This is a genomic window from Nonomuraea sp. CA-141351, from assembly GCF_050944675.1.
In the GTDB taxonomy this organism is placed as follows: Bacteria; Actinomycetota; Actinomycetes; order Streptosporangiales; family Streptosporangiaceae; genus Nonomuraea.
In genome coordinates this window covers 3212846-3239198 of sequence record NZ_CP191982.1, presented here as the reverse complement: position 1 = coordinate 3239198, position 26353 = coordinate 3212846, and the positions used below count along the sequence as shown (strand labels likewise).

The 26353-nt window shown below is 71.7% G+C and carries 22 protein-coding genes; 14 read left to right on the top strand and 8 right to left on the bottom strand.

What is annotated here, in order from left to right:
* The first annotated feature begins 4 nt into the window (after positions 1–4).
* Positions 5–1156, top strand: a complete 1152-nt coding sequence (locus tag ACQPWU_RS15595; RefSeq protein ID WP_433440529.1) for a GDSL-type esterase/lipase family protein — start codon at positions 5–7, stop codon at positions 1154–1156.
* On the opposite strand, the gene ACQPWU_RS15590 is transcribed toward ACQPWU_RS15595, so the two are convergent.
* Together ACQPWU_RS15590 and ACQPWU_RS15585 are read right to left on the bottom strand one after the other, a co-directional pair.
* Positions 1153–2871, bottom strand: a complete 1719-nt coding sequence (locus ACQPWU_RS15590) for an acyltransferase (protein ID WP_433440527.1) — start codon at positions 2869–2871, stop codon at positions 1153–1155. The two genes, ACQPWU_RS15595 and ACQPWU_RS15590, sit on opposite strands and share 4 nt — an antisense overlap.
* 15 nt (positions 2872–2886) lie before the next feature.
* Positions 2887–5799 (bottom strand): glycoside hydrolase family 2 TIM barrel-domain containing protein, encoded by a 2913-nt coding sequence (locus ACQPWU_RS15585; RefSeq protein ID WP_433440525.1) that lies wholly within the window; start codon positions 5797–5799, stop codon positions 2887–2889.
* Positions 5800–5960: 161 nt separating this feature from the next.
* Between ACQPWU_RS15585 and ACQPWU_RS15580 the strand changes: the two genes are divergently transcribed.
* Genes ACQPWU_RS15580 through ACQPWU_RS15565 form a run of 4 tightly spaced genes read left to right on the top strand, consistent with a single transcriptional unit; the run spans position 5961 to position 12475 of the window.
* Positions 5961–7463, top strand: a complete 1503-nt coding sequence (locus ACQPWU_RS15580; protein WP_433440523.1) for an alpha-L-fucosidase — start codon at positions 5961–5963, stop codon at positions 7461–7463.
* A 15-nt stretch (positions 7464–7478) separates the two neighbouring features.
* Positions 7479–10076: a family 78 glycoside hydrolase catalytic domain gene (locus ACQPWU_RS15575; RefSeq protein ID WP_433440521.1), complete on the top strand. Its 2598-nt coding sequence runs from the start codon at positions 7479–7481 to the stop codon at positions 10074–10076.
* On the top strand, positions 10073–11068 hold the full coding sequence (locus tag ACQPWU_RS15570; RefSeq protein ID WP_433440519.1) for a hypothetical protein: 996 nt from the start codon (positions 10073–10075) through the stop codon (positions 11066–11068). Before ACQPWU_RS15575 ends, ACQPWU_RS15570 begins: the two co-directional genes overlap by 4 nt.
* Before the next feature lie 9 nt (positions 11069–11077).
* Positions 11078–12475 (top strand): glycoside hydrolase family 28 protein, encoded by a 1398-nt coding sequence (locus ACQPWU_RS15565; protein ID WP_433440517.1) that lies wholly within the window; start codon positions 11078–11080, stop codon positions 12473–12475.
* Positions 12476–12479: 4 nt separating this feature from the next.
* Here the strand turns inward: ACQPWU_RS15565 and ACQPWU_RS15560 are convergent, their stop codons facing one another.
* Both ACQPWU_RS15560 and ACQPWU_RS15555 read right to left on the bottom strand, forming a co-directional pair.
* Positions 12480–13136: a response regulator transcription factor gene (locus ACQPWU_RS15560; RefSeq protein ID WP_360698445.1), complete on the bottom strand. Its 657-nt coding sequence runs from the start codon at positions 13134–13136 to the stop codon at positions 12480–12482.
* Positions 13133–14125, bottom strand: coding sequence for a HAMP domain-containing sensor histidine kinase (locus tag ACQPWU_RS15555; RefSeq protein ID WP_433440514.1), 993 nt, complete (start codon positions 14123–14125; stop codon positions 13133–13135). Before ACQPWU_RS15555 ends, ACQPWU_RS15560 begins: the two co-directional genes overlap by 4 nt.
* A gap of 322 nt (positions 14126–14447) precedes the next feature.
* On the opposite strand from ACQPWU_RS15555, the gene ACQPWU_RS15550 reads away from it, so the two are divergent.
* From ACQPWU_RS15550 to ACQPWU_RS15540, 3 genes are all read left to right on the top strand, one after another.
* Complete coding sequence (locus ACQPWU_RS15550) at positions 14448–15734, top strand: SLC13 family permease (RefSeq protein WP_433440512.1); 1287 nt, start codon at positions 14448–14450, stop codon at positions 15732–15734.
* Between the two features lie 85 nt (positions 15735–15819).
* Entirely contained in the window at positions 15820–16428 is a 609-nt protein-coding gene (locus ACQPWU_RS15545; RefSeq protein WP_433440510.1) for a hypothetical protein, read from the top strand.
* Between the two features lie 94 nt (positions 16429–16522).
* Complete coding sequence (locus ACQPWU_RS15540) at positions 16523–17065, top strand: hypothetical protein (protein ID WP_433440508.1); 543 nt, start codon at positions 16523–16525, stop codon at positions 17063–17065.
* Between the two features lie 37 nt (positions 17066–17102).
* On the opposite strand, the gene ACQPWU_RS15535 is transcribed toward ACQPWU_RS15540, so the two are convergent.
* Positions 17103–17462 (bottom strand): nuclear transport factor 2 family protein, encoded by a 360-nt coding sequence (locus ACQPWU_RS15535; RefSeq protein ID WP_433440506.1) that lies wholly within the window; start codon positions 17460–17462, stop codon positions 17103–17105.
* Positions 17463–17640: 178 nt separating this feature from the next.
* Here ACQPWU_RS15535 and ACQPWU_RS15530 point away from each other — a divergent pair, with 178 nt between their 5' ends.
* Complete coding sequence (locus tag ACQPWU_RS15530; protein WP_433440504.1) at positions 17641–18249, top strand: hypothetical protein; 609 nt, start codon at positions 17641–17643, stop codon at positions 18247–18249.
* Positions 18250–18253: 4 nt separating this feature from the next.
* Here the strand turns inward: ACQPWU_RS15530 and ACQPWU_RS15525 are convergent, their stop codons facing one another.
* Positions 18254–19135, bottom strand: a complete 882-nt coding sequence (locus tag ACQPWU_RS15525) for a MurR/RpiR family transcriptional regulator (protein ID WP_433440502.1) — start codon at positions 19133–19135, stop codon at positions 18254–18256.
* A gap of 144 nt (positions 19136–19279) precedes the next feature.
* Between ACQPWU_RS15525 and ACQPWU_RS15520 the strand changes: the two genes are divergently transcribed.
* The 5 genes from ACQPWU_RS15520 to ACQPWU_RS15500 are packed head-to-tail and all read left to right on the top strand — an operon-like array spanning position 19280 to position 24513.
* Complete coding sequence (locus tag ACQPWU_RS15520; protein WP_433440500.1) at positions 19280–20653, top strand: MFS transporter; 1374 nt, start codon at positions 19280–19282, stop codon at positions 20651–20653.
* The gene (locus tag ACQPWU_RS15515) at positions 20650–21078 is read left to right on the top strand and encodes a GAF domain-containing protein (protein ID WP_433440498.1); all 429 of its coding nucleotides are present in this window, start codon (positions 20650–20652) and stop codon (positions 21076–21078) included. The genes ACQPWU_RS15520 and ACQPWU_RS15515 overlap by 4 nt, the downstream gene beginning before the upstream one ends.
* On the top strand, positions 21075–22298 hold the full coding sequence (locus ACQPWU_RS15510) for an amidohydrolase family protein (RefSeq protein WP_433440496.1): 1224 nt from the start codon (positions 21075–21077) through the stop codon (positions 22296–22298). The genes ACQPWU_RS15515 and ACQPWU_RS15510 overlap by 4 nt, the downstream gene beginning before the upstream one ends.
* Before the next feature lie 53 nt (positions 22299–22351).
* The gene (locus ACQPWU_RS15505) at positions 22352–23152 is read left to right on the top strand and encodes an alpha/beta hydrolase (RefSeq protein ID WP_433440494.1); all 801 of its coding nucleotides are present in this window, start codon (positions 22352–22354) and stop codon (positions 23150–23152) included.
* A gap of 50 nt (positions 23153–23202) precedes the next feature.
* Positions 23203–24513: a hypothetical protein gene (locus ACQPWU_RS15500; RefSeq protein WP_433440492.1), complete on the top strand. Its 1311-nt coding sequence runs from the start codon at positions 23203–23205 to the stop codon at positions 24511–24513.
* Here the strand turns inward: ACQPWU_RS15500 and ACQPWU_RS15495 are convergent.
* Together ACQPWU_RS15495 and ACQPWU_RS15490 are read right to left on the bottom strand one after the other, a co-directional pair.
* Positions 24508–25176 (bottom strand): GntR family transcriptional regulator, encoded by a 669-nt coding sequence (locus ACQPWU_RS15495; protein WP_433440490.1) that lies wholly within the window; start codon positions 25174–25176, stop codon positions 24508–24510. The two genes, ACQPWU_RS15500 and ACQPWU_RS15495, sit on opposite strands and share 6 nt — an antisense overlap.
* Positions 25173–26297 carry a CaiB/BaiF CoA transferase family protein gene (locus ACQPWU_RS15490; protein ID WP_433440488.1) on the bottom strand — a complete coding sequence of 375 codons (1125 nt, stop codon included), beginning with the start codon at positions 26295–26297 and terminating at the stop codon, positions 25173–25175. The genes ACQPWU_RS15495 and ACQPWU_RS15490 overlap by 4 nt, the downstream gene beginning before the upstream one ends.
* Between the last annotated feature and the right edge of the window lie 56 nt (positions 26298–26353).

The following is a 26353-nucleotide window of genomic DNA, read 5'->3' as shown; positions in this document are numbered from 1 at the left end:
CCCGGTGACCACCTGGGCGGCCGCCGCCGAGGCGCTCGGGGCCCGGCTGTGGGAGGTGACGGTCCGGAACGTGGTGCGCACCTCCGTGGGCGGGACAGGGCTGCGGGTGCGGCTGACCAACGCCTTCGGCAAGCGGGCTGTGACGTTCGGGCGGGTGCGCGTGGGGGCGTCGCGGGCGGGGGCCGCGCTGGAGCCGGGGTCGAACCGGGTGGTGACGTTCGGCGGGTGTGCCGGGGTGACGGTGGAGCCCGGGGAGACGGTGCTCAGCGATCCGGTGGCGGGAGACGTCGGGGCACGGCAGCGGCTCGCGGTGAGCGTGTACGTGCGGGGCGAGTGCGACACGCTGACCGGCCGCAACCGCGCCACGGCCCCGGCCTATCCACCGCTCGGCGCGTGGGAGCCCGCTGTTTCTCCCGCCTACCGGTCCCTCCCCGGCGATCACGCCGCCGACGAGGGCGATGACGCGTACGTCGAGCCCGTCTCGGTCTGGCACTGGCTCGACGCGCTGACGGTGATCGCGCCAGAGCCGGTGCCTGTCGTGGCGGCGCTCGGCGACTCGCTCACCACCGGCGTGGGCTCTGAGACGGGGCACGGCTGGACCGACCTGCTCGCTCTCCTCACGGGCCTGGCGGTGGTCAACGAGGGCGTGTCGGGCGGGAAGGTGCTCGCGGCGGAGACCGGCCGTCCGGCGGAGGAGCGGCTGGCCCGCGAGGTGCTGACCAAGCCGGGCATCGGCACCGTGATCCTGCAGGCCGGCGTCAACGACCTCGGAGCGGGCGCACGGGCGGACGACCTCATCGCCGCGTACCGCCGCATGGTGGCCACGGCGCATGCGGACGGGGTCCGCGTGGTCGGCGGGACGATCACGCCGTTCGCGGGCGCCGAGTACCACGCCCCTGACGGCGAACGGGCCCGGCAGGCGGTCAACGCGTTCATCCGGCAGGGCGACGTGTTCGACGCGGTGGCCGACTTCGACGCCGCGCTCCGCGACCCTGCCGAACCCGCCCGGCTGCTCCCCCGCTACGACAGTGGCGACCACCTGCACCCGAGCACGGCGGGCCACCAGGCGATGGCTGCCGCGATCGACCTGCCGTCGCTGCGACAGGGCGGCCCGGCACACGTCCCCGGACCGCCGTCGTCTCGGCAGCGGCTCTAGCCCGGATACCGGACCGCCGGCTCCGGGCGGTGGATCCCTCGCGGCCGGTATCCGAGGGCGTCGGAGATCCCGAGGTAGTCGGCCAGCAGCCAGATGATGGCCAGCCACATCTCCGTGCCCTGCAGCCCGGGCGTGCGTGCCGCGCCGCTCCCCCCGCTCAGCGCGAAGCTGAGCCCGGCGCCGTCGTGCCAGCCGCCCAGCGCGCGGGCGAGGTGCTCCCTGGCCCACGCCTCGCCCTCTGCCCGGCGGTGCCGGGTCTGCCTGCCCAGCAGCCATAGGGGGTGGATGACGTCGAGCACGTTGCAGGCGTTCCCGGTGCCGGCGCCGAAGTAGCGGGGGTCGCGGGCCTGGGTGAGCACGGTGTCCACGGCGCGCTCCGGGTACGGCAACGGCATCCCGAACTGCGCGAACGTGCCCCGCGTGAGCCGGTAGAAGCCGTTGACCACCATCAGCCACCCGGAGTCTGCGTCCGGCTCGCCCCACATGCCGTGGGTCTGCCGGACACGGGTCAGCAACCAGCCGTACAGGGCCTCGACCTCGCCACGCAGTCCGAAGTCGGCGAAGTTGCGGTAGAGGCCGGTCCCGATCGAGTCGACCATCGAGCCGGACGCCCACGCCTGCCGGTCCCAGTCCAGGCCGTCGAGCAGGGCGGTCAGGTCCTTCGACGCGAGGCCGTGCACGGCGTGGACGGGGTGGCGGAAGGCGGTGCCGAGCAGGTCGAGCGCGTATCCGACGCAGAGCACGTGGTACGCGGTCACGCCTTCCAGCTCCTGGCTCCCGCCGTCCGTGGTCGCCGACTCGGGTGAGCCCGGGGCGCCGATCTCCGGGACGAGGCCGGTGACCGGGTCCTGGCGGTCCCGGAGGAAGGAGACGATCTCCTCGCGGGCCGGGGTCGGGGGCGGGCCGCCGAGCAGCAGGTCGGCGATCTCCACCGCGTCGCACCAGGCCCGCACGGTGGGGTCGGCGCCGGGGCGGTCCACGTACCGTTCGCCGGTCCAGCAGCGCGCCAGCACCGCCACGGCCTGCTCCCGCGCCCGCCCGGCGAACCCGGCCAGCCGCACCTCCAGGTCCTCGCCCACGGCGGCACGCGTCCCGCCCGCAGTAGGGCTCGTCCCGCTCGCGGCGGGGAGCGCCTCGTTGCCCACAGTGGGCCGCGGGGTGCGGCGGTCGCGGATGGGGCGGGCCGGGTTGCCCGCGACCATGGCCCAGGCGGGCACGTCCTTGGTGACGACCGCGCCCGCCCCGATGACCGCGTGGTCGCCGATCGTCACGCCGTCGAGGACGACCACGTTCGAGCCGATCCACACGTCGTCGCCGATCCGGATGCCCTTCGACGTGATCGCCTGGCGGAAGACCGGGCGGTCTGGCGCGGTCCCGTGGTTGAAGCCGAGCAAGGACGTGTGCGCGCCGACCCTCACCGCGTTCCCCATCACGATGTTCCCCCGCACCACGGCGTACGGGTTGATGGTGCAGTCGTCGCCCATGACGATGTCGTCGGTGACGTACGCGTGGGCCGCGATGTAGCTGTAGTCGCCCATGCGCAGGCTGTCGGCGTACACGGCCGCCAGCGGCGAGACGAACACCTTGCCCGCCGCCTCGATGTCGGCCCTGGCCCGCAGCGCGTCCATGTGGCGCTTCTGGGCGAGGCGGTCCTCCTCGGTCGCCTGATCCCAGAACAGCCACGGGCAGAAGTCGAACTTGGTCGGTTCCGTCATGTGATCAACATCCTCTCAGGCGGTCAACGTCATCGACCAGGAGTAGCGCCGGACCGGCAGCCGGTACCGCTCGGGCAGGGCGGGGCCGCAGGAAGCGCTGCCGATGCCCTGCTGGCCGTGGTCCAGGTTCAGCCAGACGCGGCCGGAGTCGCGCAGGTCGTGCGGGCGGCGGGCAGCCTGCAGGTCCTCGCTCGTCCACCGGCGGGCGGTGAAGTCCAGGTGCGGCTCTCCGTCCACGCGCAGGGTCGGCAGCCCCGTGCCCGACAGCTCCAGCCAGCGGGTCTCGATGTGGTTGCCGTTCTCCTGCGGCACGACGTACGGGGTCTGGAGCGTGTCGATCGGCAGCGCGAACCGGCCCACCCGCGCGGCCGCCCGGCTGTCGGCGTACGACTCGCCCGGCCCGCGGCCGAACCACTCGACGTCGGTGTAGCCCCCGGGCAGGGCGAACCTGGCACCCATGCGCGGCGGGCTCACGTCGAGGTGGCCGTACTTGGTGTCGTCCCAGTCGCCGACGGGCTCGGCCTCGATCCGCAGGTGCAGCGCGCCGTCCTGCCATCGCCAGGTGTACGTGGTGCGGAAGCCGAGGGTCCGGGTGGCCGGGCCGCTGCGGCCGTGGACGACCAGTGTGCGGTCGTCGGGTTGTTCGATGTCACCGGTTCGGTGGAGGAAGCGGTCGAGCCCCACGGCCTCCCAGTCGGCGGCCAGTGCGTTCCTCGGGCCCTGGCCGCGGTCGTTCTCCGTCGGGGCGCGCCACACGTCGAGCACCGGCCCGTCCAGCTCGACGTCGTGCAGCCGGGTCAGCCGCCCGGTCCTCGCGTCGAACACCGCCCCACCCAGCCGCAGCCTTCCGCCGGACGCCTCGCTCGCCGCGGCCGGCGGGCGGCGGCGGTGGGTGCCGTTGCCGAGCCGGGCCTGGCCGAAGGCGACGACGTGACCGGCCGGTGCCCAACGTGCGGCGGTCGCGAGCACCGCCTCGACGGTGATCCACGTCTCGCCCTCCGTCGCAACCGCCACCTGGGGCAGTGGCACCCGCACCGTCTCGCGCGGCCCGCACGGCGGCACGGGCAGCGCCCCACCCTCCCCCACAGGCGAGCCGTCCACTTCGACGTGCCAGCGGAACTCCAGATGGCCGAGGTCGATCAGGTCGTGCTTGTTGACGATGACGGCTTCCCCGGCCGCCGCGTCGACCGCGATCCCGACCGGCTCGATGGCCTTGGCCAGCTCCGCCAGGCCGGGCGACGGCGTGCGATCGGGAAACAGGAGCCCGTCCAGGCAGTACCGCCCCCCGTTCGGCTGGTGGTCGATGTCACCGCCGTGCCGGAAGTACGGGCGGCCGAGCGAGTCGTGTCCCGCCAGCCCGTGGTCGATCCACTCCCACACGAACGCCCCGCAGAACCGCTCGTACGACTCCAGGATCGCCTGGTAGTCGGCCAGCGAGCCGGGCCCGTTGCCCATGGCGTGGGCGTACTCGCACAGCAGGAACGGCAACCCGCGGCGGCGCACGTCGTCGGGCGAGTCCGGCACCACCCCCTCAGGCGTGTCCTCCTTCCGCTCCCCGATGCGCTCCAGGTCGTCCGGCGACGGGTACATCAGGCTGTAGAAGTCGGAGTGGCGGTAGCTGGGGTCGCGCTCATAGTGCAGCGGCCTGCTGGGGTCGTGCTCCCGGATCCACTGCTCGATGTCGCCGAACGCCGGCCCGCTCCCGCTCTCGTTGCCCAGGGACCAGATCACCACGCTGGGATGGTTCTTGTCGCGCTGGACCATGCGCCGGGCGCGGTCGAGGAGCGCGTCGCGCCACATCGGCTCGGCCGGTGGGTTGCCCTCCCAGCCCGCGTAGATGAACCCGTGGGTCTCGATGTCGCACTCGTCCACCACCCACAGACCGTACTCGTCGCAGAGCCGCAGGAACTCGGGGTGCGGCGGGTAGTGGGCGGTGCGGACGGCGTTGACGTTGTGCTGCTTCATCAGCTCGATGTCGCGGATCATGGTGTCGCGGTCGAGCGCGCGGCCGCGCTCGGGGTGGTGCTCGTGCCGGTTGACGCCGCGGAACAGCACCGGCGACCCGTTGATGAGCAGCCGCCCGCCGGCGATCTCGACGGTCCTGAAGCCGATCGGCAGGTCGATCGTCTCCCCGGCGGCCTTCAGTGCGCCGCGGTAGAGGCGTGGGTGCTCCGCGCTCCACGGCTCGACGCCGGGGACGGTGACCTCCTCCCCTGTGCCGACGGACAGGCCCAGCTCGGGGATCTCGACCAGGCCGGGGGCGTCGGCGGTGACGCGGAGGGTGCCGGAGCGGTTCGAGGCGTCATAGGAGGCGTGGACGGTGAGGTCGTCGATGCCGCCTGAGGGGCGGGCCAGCAGCTCCACGTCGCGGAAGATGCCGGGCAGCCACCACATGTCCTGGTCTTCGAGATAGCTGCCCGACGACCAGCGCTGCACGCGAACGGCGAGGAGGTTGCCGCGCGGGCGGACGAGCCCGGTGACGTCGAACTCGAACGGCAGCCTGCTGCCCTTCGAGTGGCCGAGCAGCGAGCCGTTCAGCCACACCGTGCCGCAGGAGTCGACCCCCTGGAAGCGCAGCACGGTCCGGCCCTGGGGCCAGTCAGCGGGCAGGTCGAAGCCGAGGCGGTAGTCGCCCGTGGGATTGCCGTCGGGCAGTCTCGGCGGGTCGATGGGGAACGGGTAGGCCGTGTTGGTGTAGAGCGGGCGGTCGTAGCCCTCCAGCACCCAGTGCGACGGCACGCGGATCGTGTCCCAGCCGGTGTCGTCGAGTGCCGGGCCGGGCAGCGAGGGGCCGGTGCCCTCGGCCGTGTCCGAGAGGCGGAAGCGCCACCGGCCGTTGAGCGACACCCGCGGCGCGTCGGAGAGGAAGTCCGCGCGCGCCGCCCGCCGCCCGCAGCCCGGCGCCGGGTCCTCGTGGAAATCGACCATACCGAACGTCCCTCCGAGACAAAACGTTTTAACGGTATACGTCGGGACCAGCGCTGGCCACCCCGTGGAGCCCACAAGGCTGCGGAGTCGCTGATGCATTGACAACAGATGATGAATAAATATACCATAGGTAAATCGTTTCAATAAGTAGGTGCGCCCCATTGAGCGAGTTTCTGCCGGACTGGAAGTCGTTACGCCGTCACCGCATCCCCGACTGGTTCGGAGAGGCCAAGTTCGGCATCTGGTCGCACTGGGGGCCACAGTCCGTGGCGAGCTCCGGCGACTGGTACGCCCGCCACCTCTACGGCATGCAGCCCTGCTCCGAGCCCTGGGAGCGAAAACGAGCCGACCGCCAGCACGCCCACCACCGGAAACACTTCCGCCCGGGAAAAGGCGCGAAGGACCTCTTCCATCGCTGGCACGCCGAGCGCTTCGACCCCGAAGAGCTGATCGGCCTGTACGTCTCCAGCGGCGCCCGCTACTTCGTCGCCCTGGCCGCTCACTGCGACAACTTCGACCTGTGGGACTCGTCGAAGCAGCACGCCTGGAACGCCGCCCGCATCGGCCCGCAGCGCGACATCGTCGGCGCATGGGAGCGGGCGGCCCGCGCGGCCGGGCTGCCGTTCGGGCTGAGCTTCCACAACAACTGGACGTGGCGCTGGCTCGACGTCGCCCACGGCGCGGACCCGGCGACCGGCGAGTCGCACGACGGCGCGCTGACCAGGCACGACGGCCCGGGCACCTGGTGGGAGGGCCTGGACCCGGCCGAGCTGTACCCCGACAAGCACGCGCCGGGAGCCAAGCCGCCGCCACAGGTGGCGGACCGGTTCTACGCCCGCGTCCGCGAGGCGCTCGACCGCTACCGCCCCGACCTGGTCTACCTCGACGACGGCCGCCTGCCGTTCGACGCGGGCAGCGTCGTCGAGTCGGAGCCGGTCAGCACGCGAGGGCTCGAGCTCCTCGCCCACTACTACGACACCTGCCCGACCGGCGGGCTCGTGACCATCAAGGACGTCCCCGACGCCGACCGCACAGCCGTCGTCCTCGACTGCGAGCGCCGCCAGCTCGACGACGCCCAGCCCCATCCCTGGCAGTTCGACACCAGCGACGGCGAGTGGTTCGACTGCTCCGACGACGACCCGATGTTCCACCCGCGCAAGAACTCGCAGCAGATCATCCACACGCTGATCGACGTGGTCAGCAAGAACGGCTGCCTGCTGCTCAACGTCCCCCAGCGCGCCGACGGCACCGTGGACGGCCGGGCCCGCGCCCTGCTGAGCGAGGTGGGCGACTGGCTGAGGGTGTGCGGCGAAGGCGTGTACGGCACGACGCCCTGGCTGCGTCCCGCCGAGGGAGCGACGGGCATGGGCGACACCAAGGGCTACGAGGGCTACAACGAGGCCGACCGCGCCTACCTGCCGAGCGACATCCGCTTCACCAGGCGCGGCGACACGCTGTACGCCACCCTGCTCGCCTGGCCGCAGGACCGGACCGCCGCGATCATCAGCCTGGGCGCCCGCATGGGGCTGCTGAAAGGCCGCCCGGCCAAGGTCGAGCTCCTCGGCCACGGTCCGCTCACCTGGCGGCTGACCGAGGAGGCGCTCCACGCCGACCTGCCCCCGGACCCGCCCACGAAGGCCGCGTACATGATCAAGATCACCTGACTTGGAGCCCACGCCATGGTGACGAACCTGCGAACGTGCGACCTGACCGACCCCCTCGGCATCGAGATCACCCGCCCGACACTCAGCTGGCAGCTGACCGGCGCCACGACGCAGACCGGTTACCACGTACAGGTCGAGCCTGGCTTGTGGGACAGCGGCGAGGTCAGCGGTCCGGAGCAAAGAGTGGTGTACGGCGGGCGCCCGCTGACCAGCCGCACGGCCGCGCGCTGGCGCGTGCGGATCCGCGACGCGAACGGCGAATGGTCCGCTTGGAACCCGGCCGCGCGCTTCGAGCTGGGACTGCTGAGCCCGGACGACTGGACGGCCTCGTGGGTCACCCACCCCGGCTGGTACGACGAGGGCAACCCGCGCGCGGGAGAGGGCAGGCCGCTTCCGCTGCTCGAAGGCGAGTTCGCCCTGGCCAAGCCGGTCGCCCGCGCCCGGCTCCACGTCGCGGGACTCGGCGTCTACGTCGCGTCGGTCAATGGCGCGCCGGTGACCGACGCCGTGCTGGAGCCGCCGTACACGGACTTCACCAGGCGGGTCGTGTACGCCACGCACGACGTGACGAAGCTGCTGCGCGACGGCGGGAACACGATCGCCGTCGAGCTGGGCCCCGGGATCGCGCACGTGTTCCCGCACCAGGACCGGTACATGAAGTTCTTCGGCTCCAAGCAGGCCCCGATGGCGATCGCCCAGCTCGAGGTGGGCTACGCCGACGGCTCGGACGACCGGTTCGTCACGGGCGCCGACTGGAGGGCCGCCGAGGGCCCGACCGTGCGCTCGCACTGGTACGGCGGCGAGGACCACGACGCCCGGCGCACCGCCGCCGAATGGCGCCCCGTGACCGTCAGGCCCGACCCGACGGACATCCTGCGGTCGCGGGCCTGCCCGCCCATCAGGGTCACCGAGCGGCTGTCCGCGAGCGCCAAGCTGGTAGCCACTGACGGCACGCCGGTCTTCGACGTCGGCACGGTGGTCGCCGGCTGGGCCGAGCTGAGCCTGGACCTCCCGGCCGGGCGCTACCTGCGGCTCGTGCCCGGCGACCAGCTCGACGCGTACGGCCGCGTGGTGCAGTCGAAGCCCACGACCGGCGCGCCGATCTTCAACACGTACGTGACCAAGGACGGACCGCAGACCTGGCACCCGCGCTTCCGCTACGACGGCTTCCGCTACGTCGAGGTCCAGGGCCTGCCCGAGCACGTCGGCGCGGAGGCCGTGACGGCGCTGGTGCTGCGCGCGGACAACGAGCGGATCGGCAGCTTCGAGACCTCCGATCCGCTGCTCAACGACATCCACACGATCATCGACCGCGCGGTGCGCGGCAACATGTACAGCGTCCTGACCGACTGCCCCCACCGCGAGAAGCTGGGCTGGCTGGAGCAGGCCCACCTGCTCTTCGACGTCGTCGCCTACAACTACGACGTGGCCGCGTACTGCCGCGAGCTGCTGGTCACCATCGCCGAGGCGCAGACGGAGGACGGCCTCGTCCCGGACATCGCCCCCGAGTACGTGGTCTTCGATGGCGCCTTCAGGGACGACCCGAACTGGGGCGGCGCGATCGTGCGCATGCCCTGGCAGATCTACCGCTGGTACGGCGACCCATCGGCCATGGAGCGGCACTACGACGCGATGCGCCGCTACGTCGACTACCTGACCGGGAAGGCCGAGGACGGCATCCTCGGCTACGGGCTCGGCGACTGGTTCGGCCTGGATGACTCGGCGCCGGTGCCGCTGGTGGGCACGTGGGGCTACTGGCGGGCGGCCCGCACGATGGCGAAGGTCGCCGGCGTGCTGGGCCGCGACGACGACGCCAAGCGCTATCGGGCGCTGACCGGCACGATCACGGCCGCGTTCACCCGCGCGTTCTTCAAGGGGGAGCGGTTCGGGGGCGGCGGGCAGGCGTCGGAGGTGCTGGCGCTCGACATGGGCGTCGTCCCCGACGAGCTGGCGCCGGGCGCCCTGGACCGGTTGAGCGAGGCCGTGCGCGACGGCGCCATCACGGTCGGGGAGATCGCGCTGCCCGCCCTCTACCAGGTGCTGACCCGCGCGGGGCAGCACGAGGCGCTGTGGGGGTTCGCCACCTCGACGAGCCACCCCAGCTACGGCTACCAGGTGCGGCACGGCGCCACCGCGCTCACGGAGGCCTGGGACGGACCGACGAGAGGGCTGTCGCAGAACCACTACATGCTGGGCGCGATCGACGCCTGGTTCTACCGCGGCCTCGGCGGCATCGGCCAGGCGCCCGGGTCGAACGGCTTCCGCAAGCTGCTGATCGAACCCGCCACGCCCGGCGACCTGGAGTCGGTGCGGGCGAGCACCGGCACGCCCTACGGAAGGGTCGCGGTGTCCTGGACGCGCGGGGACGGGGAGTTCGCGCTCGACGTGGAGGTCCCGCCGGGGTCGTCGGCGGAGGTGCGCCTGCCGGACCTGGGGCTCGCGCGGCACGCCGTGCCCGATGAGGCGGTCCCGCTGGAGGGCCGCGCTTATGAGGTGCCGGCCGGGCGGTGGACGTTCACGGAGCGGGGAGCCGAGGCCGGAGAAGGAAGCCCTTCAGGCGTAACCGCGCAGGCCGACCAGCGACCGCGACCAATGAACGGAGCGGGCCGATGATCGACGTGTACGACGCCGCGCGCGTCAGAACGCCGCACAAGGCGGGGCGGCTGCTGGTCGGGCCGTCGCGGGAGCCGGGCAGGTTCGACAGCCTCTTCGTGGACTGCCCCTTCCTGTGCTCGGACGGCGGCGAGTACCTCATGACGTACGTCGGCTTCGACGGGACCGGGTACCAGACCGCGCTGAGCCGCTCGGCCGATCTCGTGTCGTGGACTCCCGGCGAGGTGATCCTGCCGCGTGACCCCGGCCACCCGTACCGGGGCTACAACGCGGCGCTCACCTCGATCGTCCGGGACAACCGCCTCGACTCCCCCGGCCAGGTGACCTGGCGGGACGGCCGGGCGGTCGGCACGTACCACGCCTATCCGGAGCCCGGCATGGAGATGGGCGCGGCGGTCATCGGGTTCTGCGTCAGCGACGACCTGCGTACCTGGAAGGACACCGGGTCGGTGCTGCGCCCGCAGGACGGCGGCGCGTGGGAGCGCGGCGGCCTCTACAAGTCGTGGCTGCTCCGCCACGAGGGCCTCTACTACTGCTTCTACAACGCCAAGAACCGCACCTACGACGGCTGGCGCGAGCAGATCGGCTACGCCGTCTCGCCCGACCTCGAGCACTGGGAGCGCCCGGACCCGGGACCGGTCGTGCCGCACGGCGGCGAGGGCGCCTTCGACGAGCGCTTCGCCTCCGACCCGTGCGTGCTGCGGGACGGCGACTGGTGGGTGATGTTCTACTTCGGGCTCTCCTTCGACGGGCACGCCCGCGAGAGCTACGCCGTCTCCCGTGACCTGCGGACCTGGCGCAAGAGCGGCGAGGTCCTGATCGACGTGGGGCCGCCCGGCTCGGCCGACGACACCTACGCGCACAAGCCCGCGCTCGTCTCCCGCGACGGCCGCCCCTACCACTTCTACACGGCGGTACGCCGGGTCGAGCCGTACCAGGTCGGCGAGCACACCCTGGTCGAACAGCGCGGCATCTCGATGGCGCACGGATAGGAGGACACGATGGACAGGTCCCGCAGGAGGTTCCTGGCCGCAGCGGCCGGCGCCGTGCTGGCGCCGCAGCTGATCGGCCGGGCGGAGGCGGCCACCGTCTCGGACCCCGGCGCCTCGGCCTGGGCCAGGGTGCCGCAGATCAGGCGGCGCATCCGGCCGCCCCGCTTCCCGCGCCGCACGTTCCCCGTCACCGACCACGGGGCGGTCGGCGACGGCGCCTCGATGTGCACCGACGCCTTCAAGCAGGCGATCGCGGCCTGCACCGCGGCGGGCGGCGGGCGGGTGCTCGTGCCCGCGGGGACGTACCTCACCGGTGCGATCCACCTGGCCGACAACGTCGAGTTGCACCTGGAGGCGGGCGCGACGATCACGTTCAGCCGGAACCCGGCCGACTACCTGCCGGTCGTGTACACCCGCTACGAGGGTGTCGAGCTGATGAACTACTCCCCGTTCGTCTACGCCTACGGCCGGACGAACGTCGCGATCACCGGCAGCGGCACGATCGACGGCCAGGCCGACGCCACGCACTGGTGGGACTGGTCGGGCGACCCGCCGCCGGCCGAGAAGCCCGACAAGAACCTGCTCGCGACCATGGCCGAGCAGGGTGTGCCGGTGGCGGAGCGGGTGTTCGGCGAGGGCCACTACCTGCGCCCGAACCTGATCCAGCTCTACCGGTGCCGCAACGTCCTCATCGAGGGCGTGACGGTCAAGGACTCCCCCATGTGGAACATCCACCCGGTCCTGTGCACCAACGTGACCATCCGCGAGGTCACCGTGGACAGCCCGAACGGCCCCAACAACGACGGCTGCGACCCCGAGTCGTGCGTGGACGTGCTCATCGAGCGGTGCGAGTTCGACACTGGAGACGACTGCGTGGCGATCAAGGCCGGCAAGAACGCCGACGGCCGCCGGGTGAACGCGCCTTCCGAGAATGTGCTCGTCGACTCCTGCGTGATGCGCGACGGCAACGGCGGCGTGACCATCGGCAGCGAGACCACCGGCGGCGTGCGCTGGGTCTTCGCCTGGAACTGCACGATGAGCAGCCCCCACCTGGAACGCGCGATCCGCGTCAAGACCAACCCCGACCGCGGCGGCTACGTCAGGGACGTCTACTTCAAAGACATCACGGTGGCGCAGGCAGCCGACTCGGTGATCGAGGTGGCGCTGAACTACGAGAACAAGGACACCGGCCCCTACTACCCCGACGTGGGCGCCATCGACGTCCGCCGCCTGCGGGCCGGGCGCGCGCCCAGGGCGTTCTACCTGATCGGCAACCCGGCCAACCCCGTCAGGGGCGTCCGGGTGACGGACAGCGTGTTCGAGGAAATGACCGAGGACGACGTCGTACGCGATGTGACGGACCTCGTCCTGCGCGACGTGTGGATCAACGGCCACCGCGCAGGCTGATGTCCTAGGGCTCCACGAGGCCCGCGCGGATGGCGTAGCGGGTCAGGTCGAGCCGGTCGCGCATGCCGAGCTTCTGCAGGATGTTCGCCCGGTGCCGGTCCACGGTCTTCACGCTGATGACGAGCGTCTCCGCGATCTCCTTGGCCGAGTTGCCCTCCGCGATCAGCTTGACGATCTCCTCCTCCCTGGGCGTCAGGATGCTCTCGGGCATGCGCTCGCCCTCACGCGAGCGCTGCAGGTAGTCGCGGATGAGCGCGGTGACCGCGCCCGGGTAGAGGAACGGCTCGCCGCGCATGGTCGCCCGGCACGCCTCCAGCAGGTCCTGGTCGGCGACCGACTTGAGCACGTACCCCGAGGCGCCGACCTTGAGCGACTCGAAGAAGTACTGCTCGTTGTCGTACATCGACAGGATCAGGATGCGGATGCCGGGCGCGCGGCGGGAGATCTCGCGGGCCGCCTGGAGGCCGGTCATGCGGGGCATCGCTATGTCAAGGATGGCCAGGTCCACCGCGTCCTCGGAGGCGGCCGCGACGGCCTCGGCGCCGTCGGCGGCCTCGGCGACCACCTCCAGGTCGGGCTCGGCGTCGAGGATCATCCTCAGGCCCCTGCGCACCAGCGCGTGGTCGTCGGCCAGCAGGATCCGGGTCTTGGCAGTGCTCACCAGGTCGGGCTCCGATCGTTCGGGATGGTCAGGAAAACGCGGGTGCCCTCCCCGGGCGGGGAGTCGACGGTCAGGCGGGCGCCGATGAGGAGGGCGCGCTCGCGCATGCCGCGGATCCCGGCCCCGTCCTGGCGTGCGCCGCCCCTGCCGTCGTCGGTGACGCGCAGGGTCAGCCGGCCGTCCTCCGTGGCCAGCGACAGCTCGGCGCGGGTGGCGTGGGCGTGCCTGGCGATGTTCGTGAGGCTCTCCTGGGCGATCCGGTACAGCACCAACTCGACGTCCGCGCCCAGCTCGGGCAGGTCGTGCTGGACCGAGCGAACCACCTGGACCCCGCTCATCTGGGAGACGTCGCTGCTCAGAGCGCTCAAAGCGGCGTGCAGCCCGAGGTCTTCCAGTACGCCGGGACGCAGCCGGCGGGCCACCTGCCGGACCTCGTCGAGGCTGGCGCGGACGGTCTCCTGCACGCCGTGCAGATCCTCCTTGAGCTCGGCCGGGGCGCGGTCGACCACCCGCTTCAGCCCGAGGAGCACCACGGTGAGGCTCTGGCCGATCTCGTCGTGCAGCTCGCGGGCGATGCGCCTGCGCTCGCCCTCCTGGGCGGCCAGGGCGTGGCCGCTGCTCGCGCTGCGCTCGGCTTCGAGGCGGTCGAGCATCGCGTTGAACGTGCCGATCACGTGGGTGAGGTCGCTGTTGCCGCTGTCGGCCAGCCGGTCGCCGGTACGCAGCAGGTCGACGCGCTGCATGAGCGTGGTCAGCGCGTCCAGCGGGGCCAGGCTGCGGCGCAGGAGGATCGCGTTGGCGGCGAGCATCAGGGCCAGGCCCACCACCAGCACCGGCACCTCGGCGAGGACGACGGGTGCGGAGACCGTGGCGGGTGAGATCACGAGCACGAGCGTGGCCACCGCGAACACCAGACCATTGATCAGGAACAGCCGCCGGAACAGCGCCTGCGCCGGGCTCCTGGTCGTCCTCTTCGCCACGTCGGTCATTTCACCAGCCTCTTTGTCCCCAGGTGCGGTTGTCCATCCGGCCTGACCCCCATCCTGCGGGACGGCCCTACATGCTCTGTCCCTCCATAGATGGGTGCTGGACCCGATGGCGCCGGTCACGGCCGGGTGACGAGACTGGGGCGGAGCCGCCGCCCGTTCGAAGGAGCACCTCGATGCGGCGCGCGCGACGAGGCGATCATCCTGGAGCGGCGGCTCACCAGCCAGAAACCGTTCCGACTCCGGAGGTCATCGTCGTGTGCCGCAAATCCCACCTTGTGCCCTCATGCCCCGCCGGCCAGTCCGGGCCGCCGGGGCGTGACGGATGAGTGCTGTCGCCGCCCTCGCGATCTTCCTGGTCGCGTTCTTCTTCATCGCCACCGAGAAGGCCGACAAGGTCAAGGTGGTGCTCATAGCCGCCGGGCTGATGACCGTCCTCGGCCTGATCCCCGGCGCCGACGTGTTCTTCTCGGAGCACGAAGGCATCGACTGGAACGTCATCTTCCTGCTGCTCGGCATGATGATCATCGTCGGGATCATCAAGCAGACGGGGGTCTTCGACTACCTCGCCATCTGGGCCGCCAAGCGGTCGCAGGGCCGGCCGTACCGGCTGATGGTCATGCTGATGGCGATCACCGCCGTGGCCTCGCCCTTCCTCGACAACGTCACCACGATCATGCTGGTCGCGCCGGTCACCGTCATGGTGTGCGACCGGCTGCGCATGCCCGCCCAGCCGTACCTGATCGCGGAGGTACTCGCCTCCAACATCGGCGGCGCCGCGACGCTCATCGGCGACCCGCCCAACATCATCATCGGCAGCCGGGCGGGGCTGACGTTCAACGACTTCCTGGTCCACATGGCGCCCGTCGTGGTGGTCATCTTCGTCGTGTTCGTGCTGCTCACGCGGGTGCTGTTCCGCCGCTCGTTCCACTACGACGCCGAGCACGCCGCCGAGGTGATGACGCTGGACGAGCGGCGGGCCATCACCGACCCGCGGCTGCTCGCGCGCTGCCTGCTGGTGCTGGGCGGGGTCATCACCGGGTTCGGCCTGCACGCGGTGGCGCACGTGGAGCCGTCGATCGTGGCCCTGCTGGGGGCCGGGGTGATGCTGCTGGTGTCACGCGCGGACGTCTCCGAGGTGCTGCGCGAGGTGGAGTGGCCCACGCTGGTGTTCTTCATGGGGCTGTTCGTCATGGTCGGGGGCCTGGTCCACACCGGGGTCATCACGGCGGTCGGCACCTGGGCCCTGGACGCGCTCGGCGACGACTACTTCGTCGCGGCCACCGCGCTGCTGTTCGGCTCCGGCGTGCTGGGCGCCTTCTTCGACAACATCCCGTACGTCGCCACGACCGCGCCCATCGTGGAGGGCGTGGTGGCCCAGGCCCCGGACCCGCAGACCGGGCAGGCGCTGTGGTGGGCGTTCGCGCTGGGGGCGGACTTCGGCGGCAACGGCACGGCGGTGGCGGCCAGCGCGAACGTGGTGGCCCTCGGCATCGCCGCGCGCACCGGACACAAGATCACCTTCTGGCAGTTCACCCGGTACGGCGCCGTCGTGACCGCCTTCAGCACCCTGATGGCGTGGGGGTACGTCTGGCTGCGCTACTTCGCCTGACGGAGCAGGTCACGGGGGCGGATCAGGGGAAAGTCAGGGGCGATCACCGATGAGCGTCCCCGGCGCCGGGAGGCATCGTGGTCTCATGAACCGCCTCACCCAGATCTCCTTCACCGCCGCGCCCGCCGCGCTGCTCGGCGGCTGGCTCCTCATGCGGCCCACGGGCGCCGACATCGCGGGCGGCCCGTGGTGGACGGCCGCGTATGCCGCCTGCCTGGCCGGGTTCCTGATGTTCGGCGTCATGACGCTGGGGCTGCGCGGCATGGCCGGGCCGGTGCGGGGCGGGCGCCGCGTGGCGGTGGAGGCGGCCACGGGGGTGGCGCTGCTGGGCCTGGCCGCCGCCGTCGTGCGGCTGGGGATCGACCTCTACGCCGGGTTCGGAGGCGACCAGGGCGCGGGGTTCGAGGCGATCGTCTACGGGACCGCGGCGCAGGTGTTCTTCGGCGCCCTGGTGGCGCTGGCGGTCATCCTGGCCGCGCTGCGGCGGGTCACGGTCGTGAGCGCGGCCGTGACGACCCTGGGCATGGTGGTGCTGGCCGTCGGGATGTATCAGACGGGCGAGGAGGCGGCCCTGGCCGCCGTGGGCATCGCGCTCATGTGGCTGGGCACGCTGCTGCTGGGCCGGGGGACGTCCGGCCAGGCCCCGCGGTTGGGGCAGGGCGTCGGCTCCCCCGAGGTCAGGGCCGGACGCTGAAGAGCACGGCCGGCACGATCGACACGAGCCTGGGGTGGGTACGTAAACCCCGACTTCTCCCGAACCCTGACACACGCGAAGGAAGTGGTTCTCCGTGCTCTACCTCTTCGGTTTCGAGCGGATCGGCGTGGCCGTGAGCGACATCTACTTCGTCGACCCCAACCCGAACGCGGGCCAGGAGGGAGCCGAGCGAGGCGTACGCCTGGAGCTGCGCAGGCTTGAGCCGGGCGAGCTGAAGGGGTCGATCTACTCGGCACGGCCCATCACCGTCGACCGGCCCCTCTGGCGGGTCGACCTGCTGGAGTCGGTCTCCGGCACGCCGGGGAGCTTCGACCGCACCCACCATCACCCCACTCTGCGCGAGTGGGAGCCGGGTGAGCGGGTGTTCGACGAGCAGCTCTCCGCGGAGCCGCTGAAGTGGCTGGAGGAACGGCTGGCCGACCTCGAAGGCGTGCTCGACGACGCCGGGGTGGACCGCGGCGAGGCGAGCCCGGCGGACGTGGCGGGACTGCGCGAGCGCGCTCCGGAGATCATCGACGCCGTCGCCCGCCTGCTCGACGGCGTCCGCTCCGGCGTCCTCGCCACCCCGCCCAGCGACGCGCCGGGGGCGGGCATCGTCCGGGCCAGCTGGCTCTAGCCACGGCCGTCCGGGGGCAGCGTCCGCCGGAATCGTGCTAATCGGTCCCCTGGCCCAGTGCCCCGGTGTCGAACACCAAGGTGTCCGCCACGATCTTGCCATCCCGTACGACCAGGTGATCGACCGCCCGGATCGTGCCGAACGGCCCGGTCTCCATGTTGTACGTGATCAGGGCCTGCTCACCGTCGCCGAGGCTGGCGAGGATCTTCACCCCGATGACGGCCTGGGCGAACTGCCCCACTGCCTCCGCTACGGCCCGCGCCCCGGTGAGCCGGACCCTCGGGCTCTCGAACACGACCTCCTCGGCCAGGTAGCGGGCCAGGGTGTCGATGTCCTGGCGGCCGAACGCCTCGATGAAGGCCACCGCGACGTCGGCGGGCGCCTGGGATTCGCTCATGGGTGCATGTCTCCTTCGACCTACTTGATCCGCATTGGGTCGCCGGTTACGACCCACCCCATATAGACCCGCGCACCAGCCAAAACTCATCGCGGCCGGTATCGGCCAGTAACGCGAAGGCGGCATCGGTGGATGTTCTCGGTGATTGGCGCGGACTTCCAGACGGGCGGTTTGGAACGTGACAGTTCCCCCTGTTGAGCCGAAGAAAGACCATCGAGCTCAGATCATCGTCGCGATCATCGGTGCCTGCGCCGCGATCATCGCCGCTCTGATCCCGGTCGTGCTCATGCAGGTGAACAAGCCCGACGACAAGCCCACCACCAGCCCGCCGCCCGCGACCACCACGATGGCCGCGCCCTCGCACGCCACATCCAGCCAGTCTGAGACAGCCGAGCCGGTCGGCGAGAGTTCGCCGGACGAATCGGTCTCCGTGCCCGAGGGCTACCAAGGCACCTGGAGCGGCAGGATCGACTGGCTGGTCCCCGGCTGGGGCTCGTACAACACCACGCTGACCATCACGCCGGGCTCGCTGACGGCGATGGTGGGCCAGTTCAACACGAACGGCGGCCAGTGCAGGGGCCTGCTCTACCTGGAGTCCGGCGGCGGCCCGGTGGTGCTGCGGCTGTCGACCACGTACAACGTCGGCTCCTGCTCGGTCCTGGCGGACGTGAAGCTGACGCTGAACGGGGACGACGAGATGGACTACGAGCTCGTCGGTGCCCAGTTCGTCAACGGGTACGTCAATCAGCCCTCGCCACCGGCGCGGGGCGTGTTGCGGAGCGGATGACCGCTCACGCCTGGGGACCGGTGGGGCGGCGGTGCAGGAGGCCGAAGCGCGTCCACATGGACTCCGCCGCTTCGATGGCGGCCCCCGTACGGGCGGGGTCCAGGGCGGCGAGGTGGGTGACCAGGGCCTGGGCGACCGCCATGCCCGCCGTCAGCGACGGGAAGAACGCCTCCCCCTCCGCCGGCACGATCACGACCTCCTCCGCCGCGTCGGCCAGCGCGGGGCTGGCCGCGTCCGTCAGGGCGAACACCCGCACCCCGCGCGAACGGGCCACGTTGGCGGCCAGGACCGTGCTCTCGTACAGCCGCCAGAAGCTGATCGCCACCAGCACGTCGCCCGCCCCGATGGCGGCCACCGCGTTGGCCAGCTCCGCGTCACCGTTCGTCACGGCCGCGACGGGATAGCCCGCCAGGCGGGCGTTGTGCGCGAAGGCCAGCCCGACGGCCGCGTAGCTGCCGTCGGCCACGATCACGGTACGGCGGGCCGCGGCGATGGCCTCGACGATCCTCAGCAGCACCCTCTCGTCCAGGCGGCGGTGCAGCAGCGCGAGGCTGTCCAGGTCGCGCCGGAGCGAGCGGGAGCTGGGCGAGCCGGAGCCCCGGTGCTCGGCGGCGACCTGGCCGGCGCTCAGGGAGGACAGGTACCGGGCACGAAGCTCCTGCTGGAGCGCCGGCCACCCCGCGAACCCGAGCGCCTGAGCCGTGCGCGTCACCGTCGCCACGTTCACCCCCGCGAGCTGTGCCAGCTCACCGGCCGACCCGAACGACGCCCGGCGCGGCTGCGAGAGCAGGACCTCGAGCACGGCGGCCGCCTTGCCGCGCAGCCCGCGTGGGGGCATGCGGGCACGCAACCAGTCTTCGAAGCTGTCCGTGGCGTGCTCTGTCACGTGTCCTCTCCAAGCGTCCCGGCGGTACATGCTACGCGCTCGTAACAATCCCAACTTGCAAAGACCATTGCATTTCCGACATTTCGCACTATATGTTGCTGCGCAATGCCTTGAAGGGCCACGACCTGGGGAAAGGTGTGTTCGATGACCTTGTTGGCCCGTCTGGATCGGCTCCCGCTGAGCCGACCCCACTACCTGCTCCTCCTTATCGGCGGCCTCGGCTACACCTTTGACGGCATGGACTCGGCCGTCGTCGCGTTCCTGCTTCCGAGCGCGCAGGACGCCTGGAGCCTGTCCAATGGCGAGCTCGGCCTGATCGGGTCCGCGACCCCGTTCGGCTTCCTCTTCGGCGCGACCATCGCGGGCCTGCTGGGCGACCGCATCGGCCGCAAGAAGGTCATGATGTACGCGCTCGCCTTCTACGCCGTCTTCTCCGTGATCGCCGCGTTCTCCCCGAACTACGAGGTGTTCCTTGGGGCCAGGGTGCTGGCCGGAGCGGGCGCGGGCGCGGAGAGCGCGATCATCGCACCGTTCCTGTCGGAGTTCGTGCCGGCCAAGCGGCGCGGGTGGTTCGTCGGCGCGCTGGCCGGATTCTTCTCGTTCGGGTTCGTGGCGGCCGCGCTGGTCGGGCGCTTCGTGGTGCCGACGATGGACGACGGCTGGCGGATCGCGCAGCTGCTCACCGCGCTGCCGATCGTGATGCTGCTGTGGTGGCGCCGCTCGCTGCCCGAGTCGCCGCGCTTCCTGCTGCAGAACGGCCGCGTGGACGAGGCCGAGTCCGTGATCGCGGACCTCGAACGCCGCGTCGAGCGGGCCACGGGCGAGCCGCTCCCGCCGGTGCCCGAATCCGGGGTCGAGCCCGCCACGAGCACGACCAAGGTCAACCTGTTCAGCGCGCTCCGCTTCCTGTGGAGCCCGGTCATGGCCCGGCGCACGGCGGTCATCTGGCTGGTCTGGTTCGTGATCACGTTCTCGTACTACGGGTTCTTCTCGTGGATCCCCACCCTGCTCGTGCAGCGCGGCATCACGGTGACCAAGAGCTTCGAGTTCTCGATCATCATCTATCTGGCGCAGGTGCCCGGCTACTTCTCGGCCGCCTGGCTGTCGGAGCGGCTCGACCGCAAGAACACCATCGCGATCTACCTGTCCGGCTCGGCGGTCAGCGCGTTCTGGCTGTCGCAGATGGACACGCCCGCCACGATCACGCTCGCCGGCGCGGTGCTGTCGTTCTTCCTGAACGGCACGTACGCGGGCGTCTACTCGTACACCCCCGAGGTCTTCCCCACCTGGATCCGCGCCACCGGCACCGGCCTGTCGAGCGCGTTCGGGCGGGTCGGCAGCATCCTGGCTCCGACGATCATCGGGCTGTCGGCGGCGAACCTCGGCTTCGGCGGAGTGTTCGGCCTGACGACGGCGGTGCTCGTGGCCGGGGTGGTGTGTGTGGTCGTGTTCGGCCTGGCCACGGCCGGGCGATCACTGGAAGAGCTGACGGAACCCGCCAAGGAGACGACCCGATGACCGTATTGACCGAGCTCGAGAACAAGGTGCGGCAGGAGGTGGGAGTGCGGCTGTTCACCGTCCTGGCCTGGGTGCCGGAACGGCGCGCGCTGCGCCGCGTCCACAGCAGCCATCCCGAGCAGTACCCCGTGGGCGGGGAGAAGACCGTGGAGGTCGCCCAGGGCTGGCTGACGCGGTGCATCGAGGGGCGCGAGCCGTACTTCGGCAAGGACCGGGCCGCCGTGCGGGAGATCTTCGCCGACCACGAGCTGATCGAGAGCCTGGGCTGCGGGTCGATCATCAATGTGCCGGTGGTTCATCAAGGGGAGGTGCTCGGCGTGCTGAACATCCTCGACGCCGAGGGCAGCTATGACGAGGACTCGGTGGCGGCGGCCCGCTCGCTGGCCCCGCTCGCCGTACCGGCGCTTCGTGGAGGTGACGTGTGAGCGGCCTGCTGCTGCGTAACGCCCTGGTCCTCGACGTGGCGAGCGGCGAGTACGCCGAAGGCGACCTGCGCTGCGCGGACGGCCGCGTCGTCGAGGCGGGGCCCCGGCTGAGCGCGCCGGAGGGCACGCGGGTGATCGACGTCGCGGGCGCCCACGTGGTGCCCGGGCTGATCGACGCGCATGTGCACGTCACCGCCTCCACCGCGAACCTCGGCTCGCTCGGCTCCATGCCTCCCTCGTACGTCGCCGCCCACAGCGCCCGGATCATGGGCGACATGCTCGACCGCGGCTTCACCACGGTCCGCGACGCGTCCGGCGCCGACTTCGGACTTGCCGACGCCCAGGCGGAGGGGCTGATCCGGGGGCCGCGGCTGCTGTTCTGCGGCAAGGGGCTGAGCCAGACCGGCGGCCACGCCGACTTCCGCGGCCGCGGCGAGCACCTGCACGACGACCACCCGTGCTGCGCGGGCGTCGGCCGCGTCGCAGACGGCGTCGACGCAGTGCGCGCCGCGGCCCGCGACGAGCTGCGCAAGGGCGCGTACCACATCAAGGTCATGGCCTCCGGCGGCGTGGCCTCCCCGACCGACCGCATCGACTCGACCCAGTACTCCATGGACGAGCTGCGCGCGGCCGTCGAGGAGGCCGCGGCCGCCAACCGGTACGTCGCCGCCCACGCCTACACCGCCAGGGCCGTCAACCGGGCGCTCGAGGCCGGAGTGCGCTCCATCGAGCACGGGAACCTGATCGACGACACGAGCGTCGAGCTGTTCCTGCGGCACGACGCGTTCCTGGTGCCGACGCTGGTGACGTACTGGGCGCTCAAGCAGGAGGGGCCCGCGTTCGGGCTGCCCGAGCGGAGCTGGCGCAAGGTGGACGAGGTGCTCGAAGCGGGCCTGGCCGCGCTGGAGCGCGCCGCCCGGGGCGGGGTGCGGCTGGCGTACGGGACGGACCTGCTCGGTGGCATGCACCGGCACCAGAACCACGAGTTCCGGCTGCGGCGCGAGGTGCAGCAGCCGATCGACGTGCTCCGGGCCGCCACGGCCGGCGCGGCGGAGCTGGTGGGGATGGCGGGCGAGCTCGGCACGCTGGCCGTGGGCGCGCACGCCGACCTGCTGGTGCTGGACGGCGACCCGCTGACCGACATCGACGTCCTGGCCGACCCGACCCACATCCGCCACGTCGTCCAGGCGGGCCGGGTCGTCTCCGCTGAGGTCCCCTAAGACCCCACTCGAGAACGGCCACCCAAAGACAGGCGACGTTGCATAGTGGCAGGGTGACGACGCTGACGCGCACCGCTCTCGTGGTCGCCGCCGTGCTGCTCCTGCTGCTCGCCCTCCTGTGGGTGTTCCAGCGGCACCTCATCTACCTCCCCGACCGGACCCGGGTGCCGCCCGCCGGAGAGGTCGTCCCGGGCGCGCGCGATGTCTCGTTCACGACCTCCGACGGGCTCCGGCTCGGCGCCTGGTACGTGCCCGGCACCCGCGACGTGACCGTCCTGATCGCCGGCGGGAACGCGGGTAACAGGCGAGACCGCGCCCCGCTGGCCCGCGCCCTCTCGGAACACGGGCTGGCGGTCCTGTTGATGGACTACCGCGGCTACGGCGGCAATCCGGGCACGCCGACGGAGGAGGGGCTGTACCGCGACGCCCTGGCCGCCCGCGAGCTCATCACGGGCTCCCGGGTCATCTACTTCGGCGAGAGCCTGGGCGCGGCCGTCGTCACGAGGCTCGCCCTGGAGCGCCCGCCCGGCGGCCTCGTGTTGCGCTCCCCGTTCACCGACCTGGCCGCCGCCGGACGGGCCAACTACCCGTTCCTGCCGGTCAGGCCGCTGCTGCGGGACCGCTTCCCGGTCGCGGAGAGCATCGCGAAGATACGGGCACCGGTCGTGGTCGTGTATGGCACGCGGGACACGATCGTGCCCCCGCGCCTCAGCAGAGCGGTCGCCCAGGCGGCGGGCGGCCAGGTCACGACCGTCGAGGTGGCCGGGGCGGGCCACAACGACCTGGCCATGCTGACCGGCCCCGACGTCGTGGCCGCCGTGGTCGGGCTGGCCGAGCGGCTCGGCCGCCAGTAGAACGGTCATAATGGGCAGCCGGCCATTCCGTTGATCTTCGAGGTGACCGCATGAAGCGATTACACGTCGGCGTGAGCGTCCTCGGCGCGGGGGCGCTGCTGGTCGCGGGCTTCCTGCTGCTGCGCGACGGCGACGACGGCGCGCCGTCGCGCGACCACCTGGCGGTCGCCGCGACGGTGATCCGCCCGAACGTGCTGGTGGACGCCCAAGGCACGGTCATCGAGGAGCTCACCGGCGACTGCACGGCCCGCCGGTACCCGTACGTGTGCATGCGGGTGAAGAGCGAGCTCGGCGAACAGCTGCTCGCCCGCGGCGGCCTGACCATCAAGACGACGATCGACCCACGTATGCAGCAGGCCGCCCAGCAGGCCATCGACCAGTTCGTCAGCCGCGACGACCAGCCGATCGCCGCCCAGGTCATGATCGTCCCGGGCACCGGTGAGATCAGGGCCATGGCCACCAGTCAGGTCCCCGTCAAGGTGCCCGCCTTCCAGCAGGGCACCACCGCGATGGTGTACACGCTGACCGCGGCGCTGGAAGGCGGCATGCGCTACGACGACGGCTTCCCGTACGCCGGCGGGTACCGGGCGCCGCGCTACTCGGCGTTCAAGAACTGCAAGGGCGAGAACATCGGCGACCCGTCGGTGACCATCACCAACCAGAAACGTGACCACGGCGAGTTCACGACGCTGCGCTCGGGCACCTCGGCCGCCGAGAACACGTTCTTCATGAAGCTGACGGAGCAGGCCGGCCTGTGCGAGAGCGTGCAGGCGGCCAAGCGCCTCGGGCTGAGCCGGGGCGACGGGATGCCGATGCGGGAATACGAGACGTTCGCGCTGGGCGTCAACGAGGTGGACCCTGTCTCGGTCGCCAACTCGTACGCGACCCTCGCCGCCCGGGGCAAGCACTGCGAGCCCAGGGTGGTGACGGAGGTGCGCGACGGGGCGTTCGTTCGTTCCTTCGCCGCTCAGTGCCAGGAGGCGCTGGAGCCGCCGGTCGCCGACGCGGTGAACGGCGTGCTGTCGGAGGCGCTGAGCGGAAGCCCCCTCAGGGGCCTCGGCCGGGACGCGGCGGGCATGGAGGGCACCGTCGACTCCTTCACCGCCGCCTGGTACGCCGGCTACACCCCTGACCTGGCCTCCGCCGTCGCCCTCAGCCATCCTCTCGACCCGTACCGGCACAGGCTGTCGGACATCACCCTCGGCGGCCGCCACTACCAGGACGTGTACGGCACGTCGGTCCCCGGCCCCATCTGGAAGTCCTCGATGGAGGCGGCCCTGACCGGCATCCCGGAGACGGCGTTCGTCAAGCCCGACGCCGGCCGGTTCGGCGGCTGCCGCGACCACTGCGCCCGTTCATGAGGGAGGGGTGAGCAGGGACTCCAGCTCGGTGACCGCATGATCGCGGTGGACGTTGAGCGTCGTCACGGCCTCGTCGGCGGCGCGGCGGCGGAGGGCGTCGAGGGTGGCGCGGTGCTCCTTGACGACCCGCTCCCTGTTGCCCGCGTCGCCGTAGTACATCGAGCGGTAGGCGTCCGTCGTGTCCCAGAGGGTCCTGATCAGGCGGGCCAGGCGAGGCATGCCCGCGCGGTCGAACAGCGTCATGTGGAAGAGCCGGTTGGCCGTCGCCATGGCCGGCACGTCGCCTGCCGCGGCGGCCCGCTCGACCTCCTCCTGGGCCGAGTCCAGGCGGTCGAGGTCGGCGTCCGTGAGGCGGGCGACGGCGAGGCGGACGGCCTCCTCCTCCAGCAGCTCGCGGATGCGGTAGACCTCGCGCAGGTCGTCGAGTGAGAGCGTGGCGACGCAGTAGCCCTTGTGGGCCTTGTAGGTGACCAGGCCCTCGCCTTCGAGTGTCTTGAGCGCCTCGCGCAGCGGGACGCGGCTCACCTGGAGCTCCTCGGCCAGCGCGTCCTGCCGGATGGGTGTGCCGGGGCGGAGGCGGCCGGTGGTGATGGCGCGGCGCAGCTCGGCCAGCACGAACTGCTGGGCCGTCGGCGGCCTGCGTCGTGCCTCGTCCGAACTCACTGGCCCAATATCTCACGAACCCACGCCTCGTCCTGCCCGAGCTGGGGCGGCGGGCGGCGGTAGGAGGGCGGCGTGGCGCTGAGCCGCAGGGGGTTGGCGACCTGGCCGACGCCGTCGAGCCGTACGGAGGGCTCCAGGCCGAGCTCCTCGGCCAGGGCGAAGGCCGCGGCCAGGTCGTTGATCGGGCCGCAGGGCACCCCGGCGGCGGTGAGCGCCTCGAACCACTCATCGGCCGTGCGGGCGGCCAGCGCCACGTTGAGCTCCGCGACGAGCTCGTCCCTGGCGGCGACCCGGTCCGCGTTGGTGGCGTAGCGGGCGTCCTCCGCGAGGTCCGGGCGGTTCAGCGCCTTGCAGAGGGCCTGGAACTGCCGGTCGTTGCCCGCCGCGATCACGATCGGGCGGTCGGCGGCCTCGAAGACCTCGTACGGGACGATGCTGGGGTGCCGGTTGCCCATCGCCCGGGGCACCACCCCGGCGGCGGCGTAGGCCGAGGCGTGGTTGGTGAGCGCCGAGAGGAGGGAGGAGAGCAGCGAGACCTCGATGCGCTGCCCCTCGCCGGTGCGGTCGCGGTGGCGGAGCGCGGCCAGGATGCCCAGCGCGGCGTGCAGGCCGGTGATCACGTCCACCAGCGCCACGCCCGCCTTCGTCCCGGGCCCGTCCGGCTCCCCGGTGACGCTCATCAGCCCGCCGACCGCCTGCGCGATCAGGTCGTACCCGGGCAGCCCGGCTCCGGAGCCCGACCCGAACCCGGTGATCGAGCAGTACACCAGCCCGGGGTTGAGCTCGCGCAACGAGGAGTGGCCGAGCCCCAGCCGCTCCATCGTCCCGGGCCGGAAGTTCTCCACGAGCACGTCCGCCCTGGCCGCCAGGGCTCGCGCCACCTCCATGTCGGCCCGCAGGTCGAGCGCGATCGACCGCTTGTTGCGGTTGACGCCGAGGAAGTACGTCGCCTCACCGTCAGCTGCATAGGGCGGTCCCCAGGCCCGGGTGTCGTCCCCGGTGCCGGGCCGTTCCACCTTGATCACCTCGGCCCCCAGATCGGCCAGCAGCATCGTGGCGTACGGCCCCGCCAGCACCCTGCTGAAGTCCGCCACCAAGAGCCCCTCCAGCGCCCCACTCACGCGGGCGCCCCGAGGTGGACGGTCATCGGGTGGGTGAAGAACCCCTGCTCCTTGGG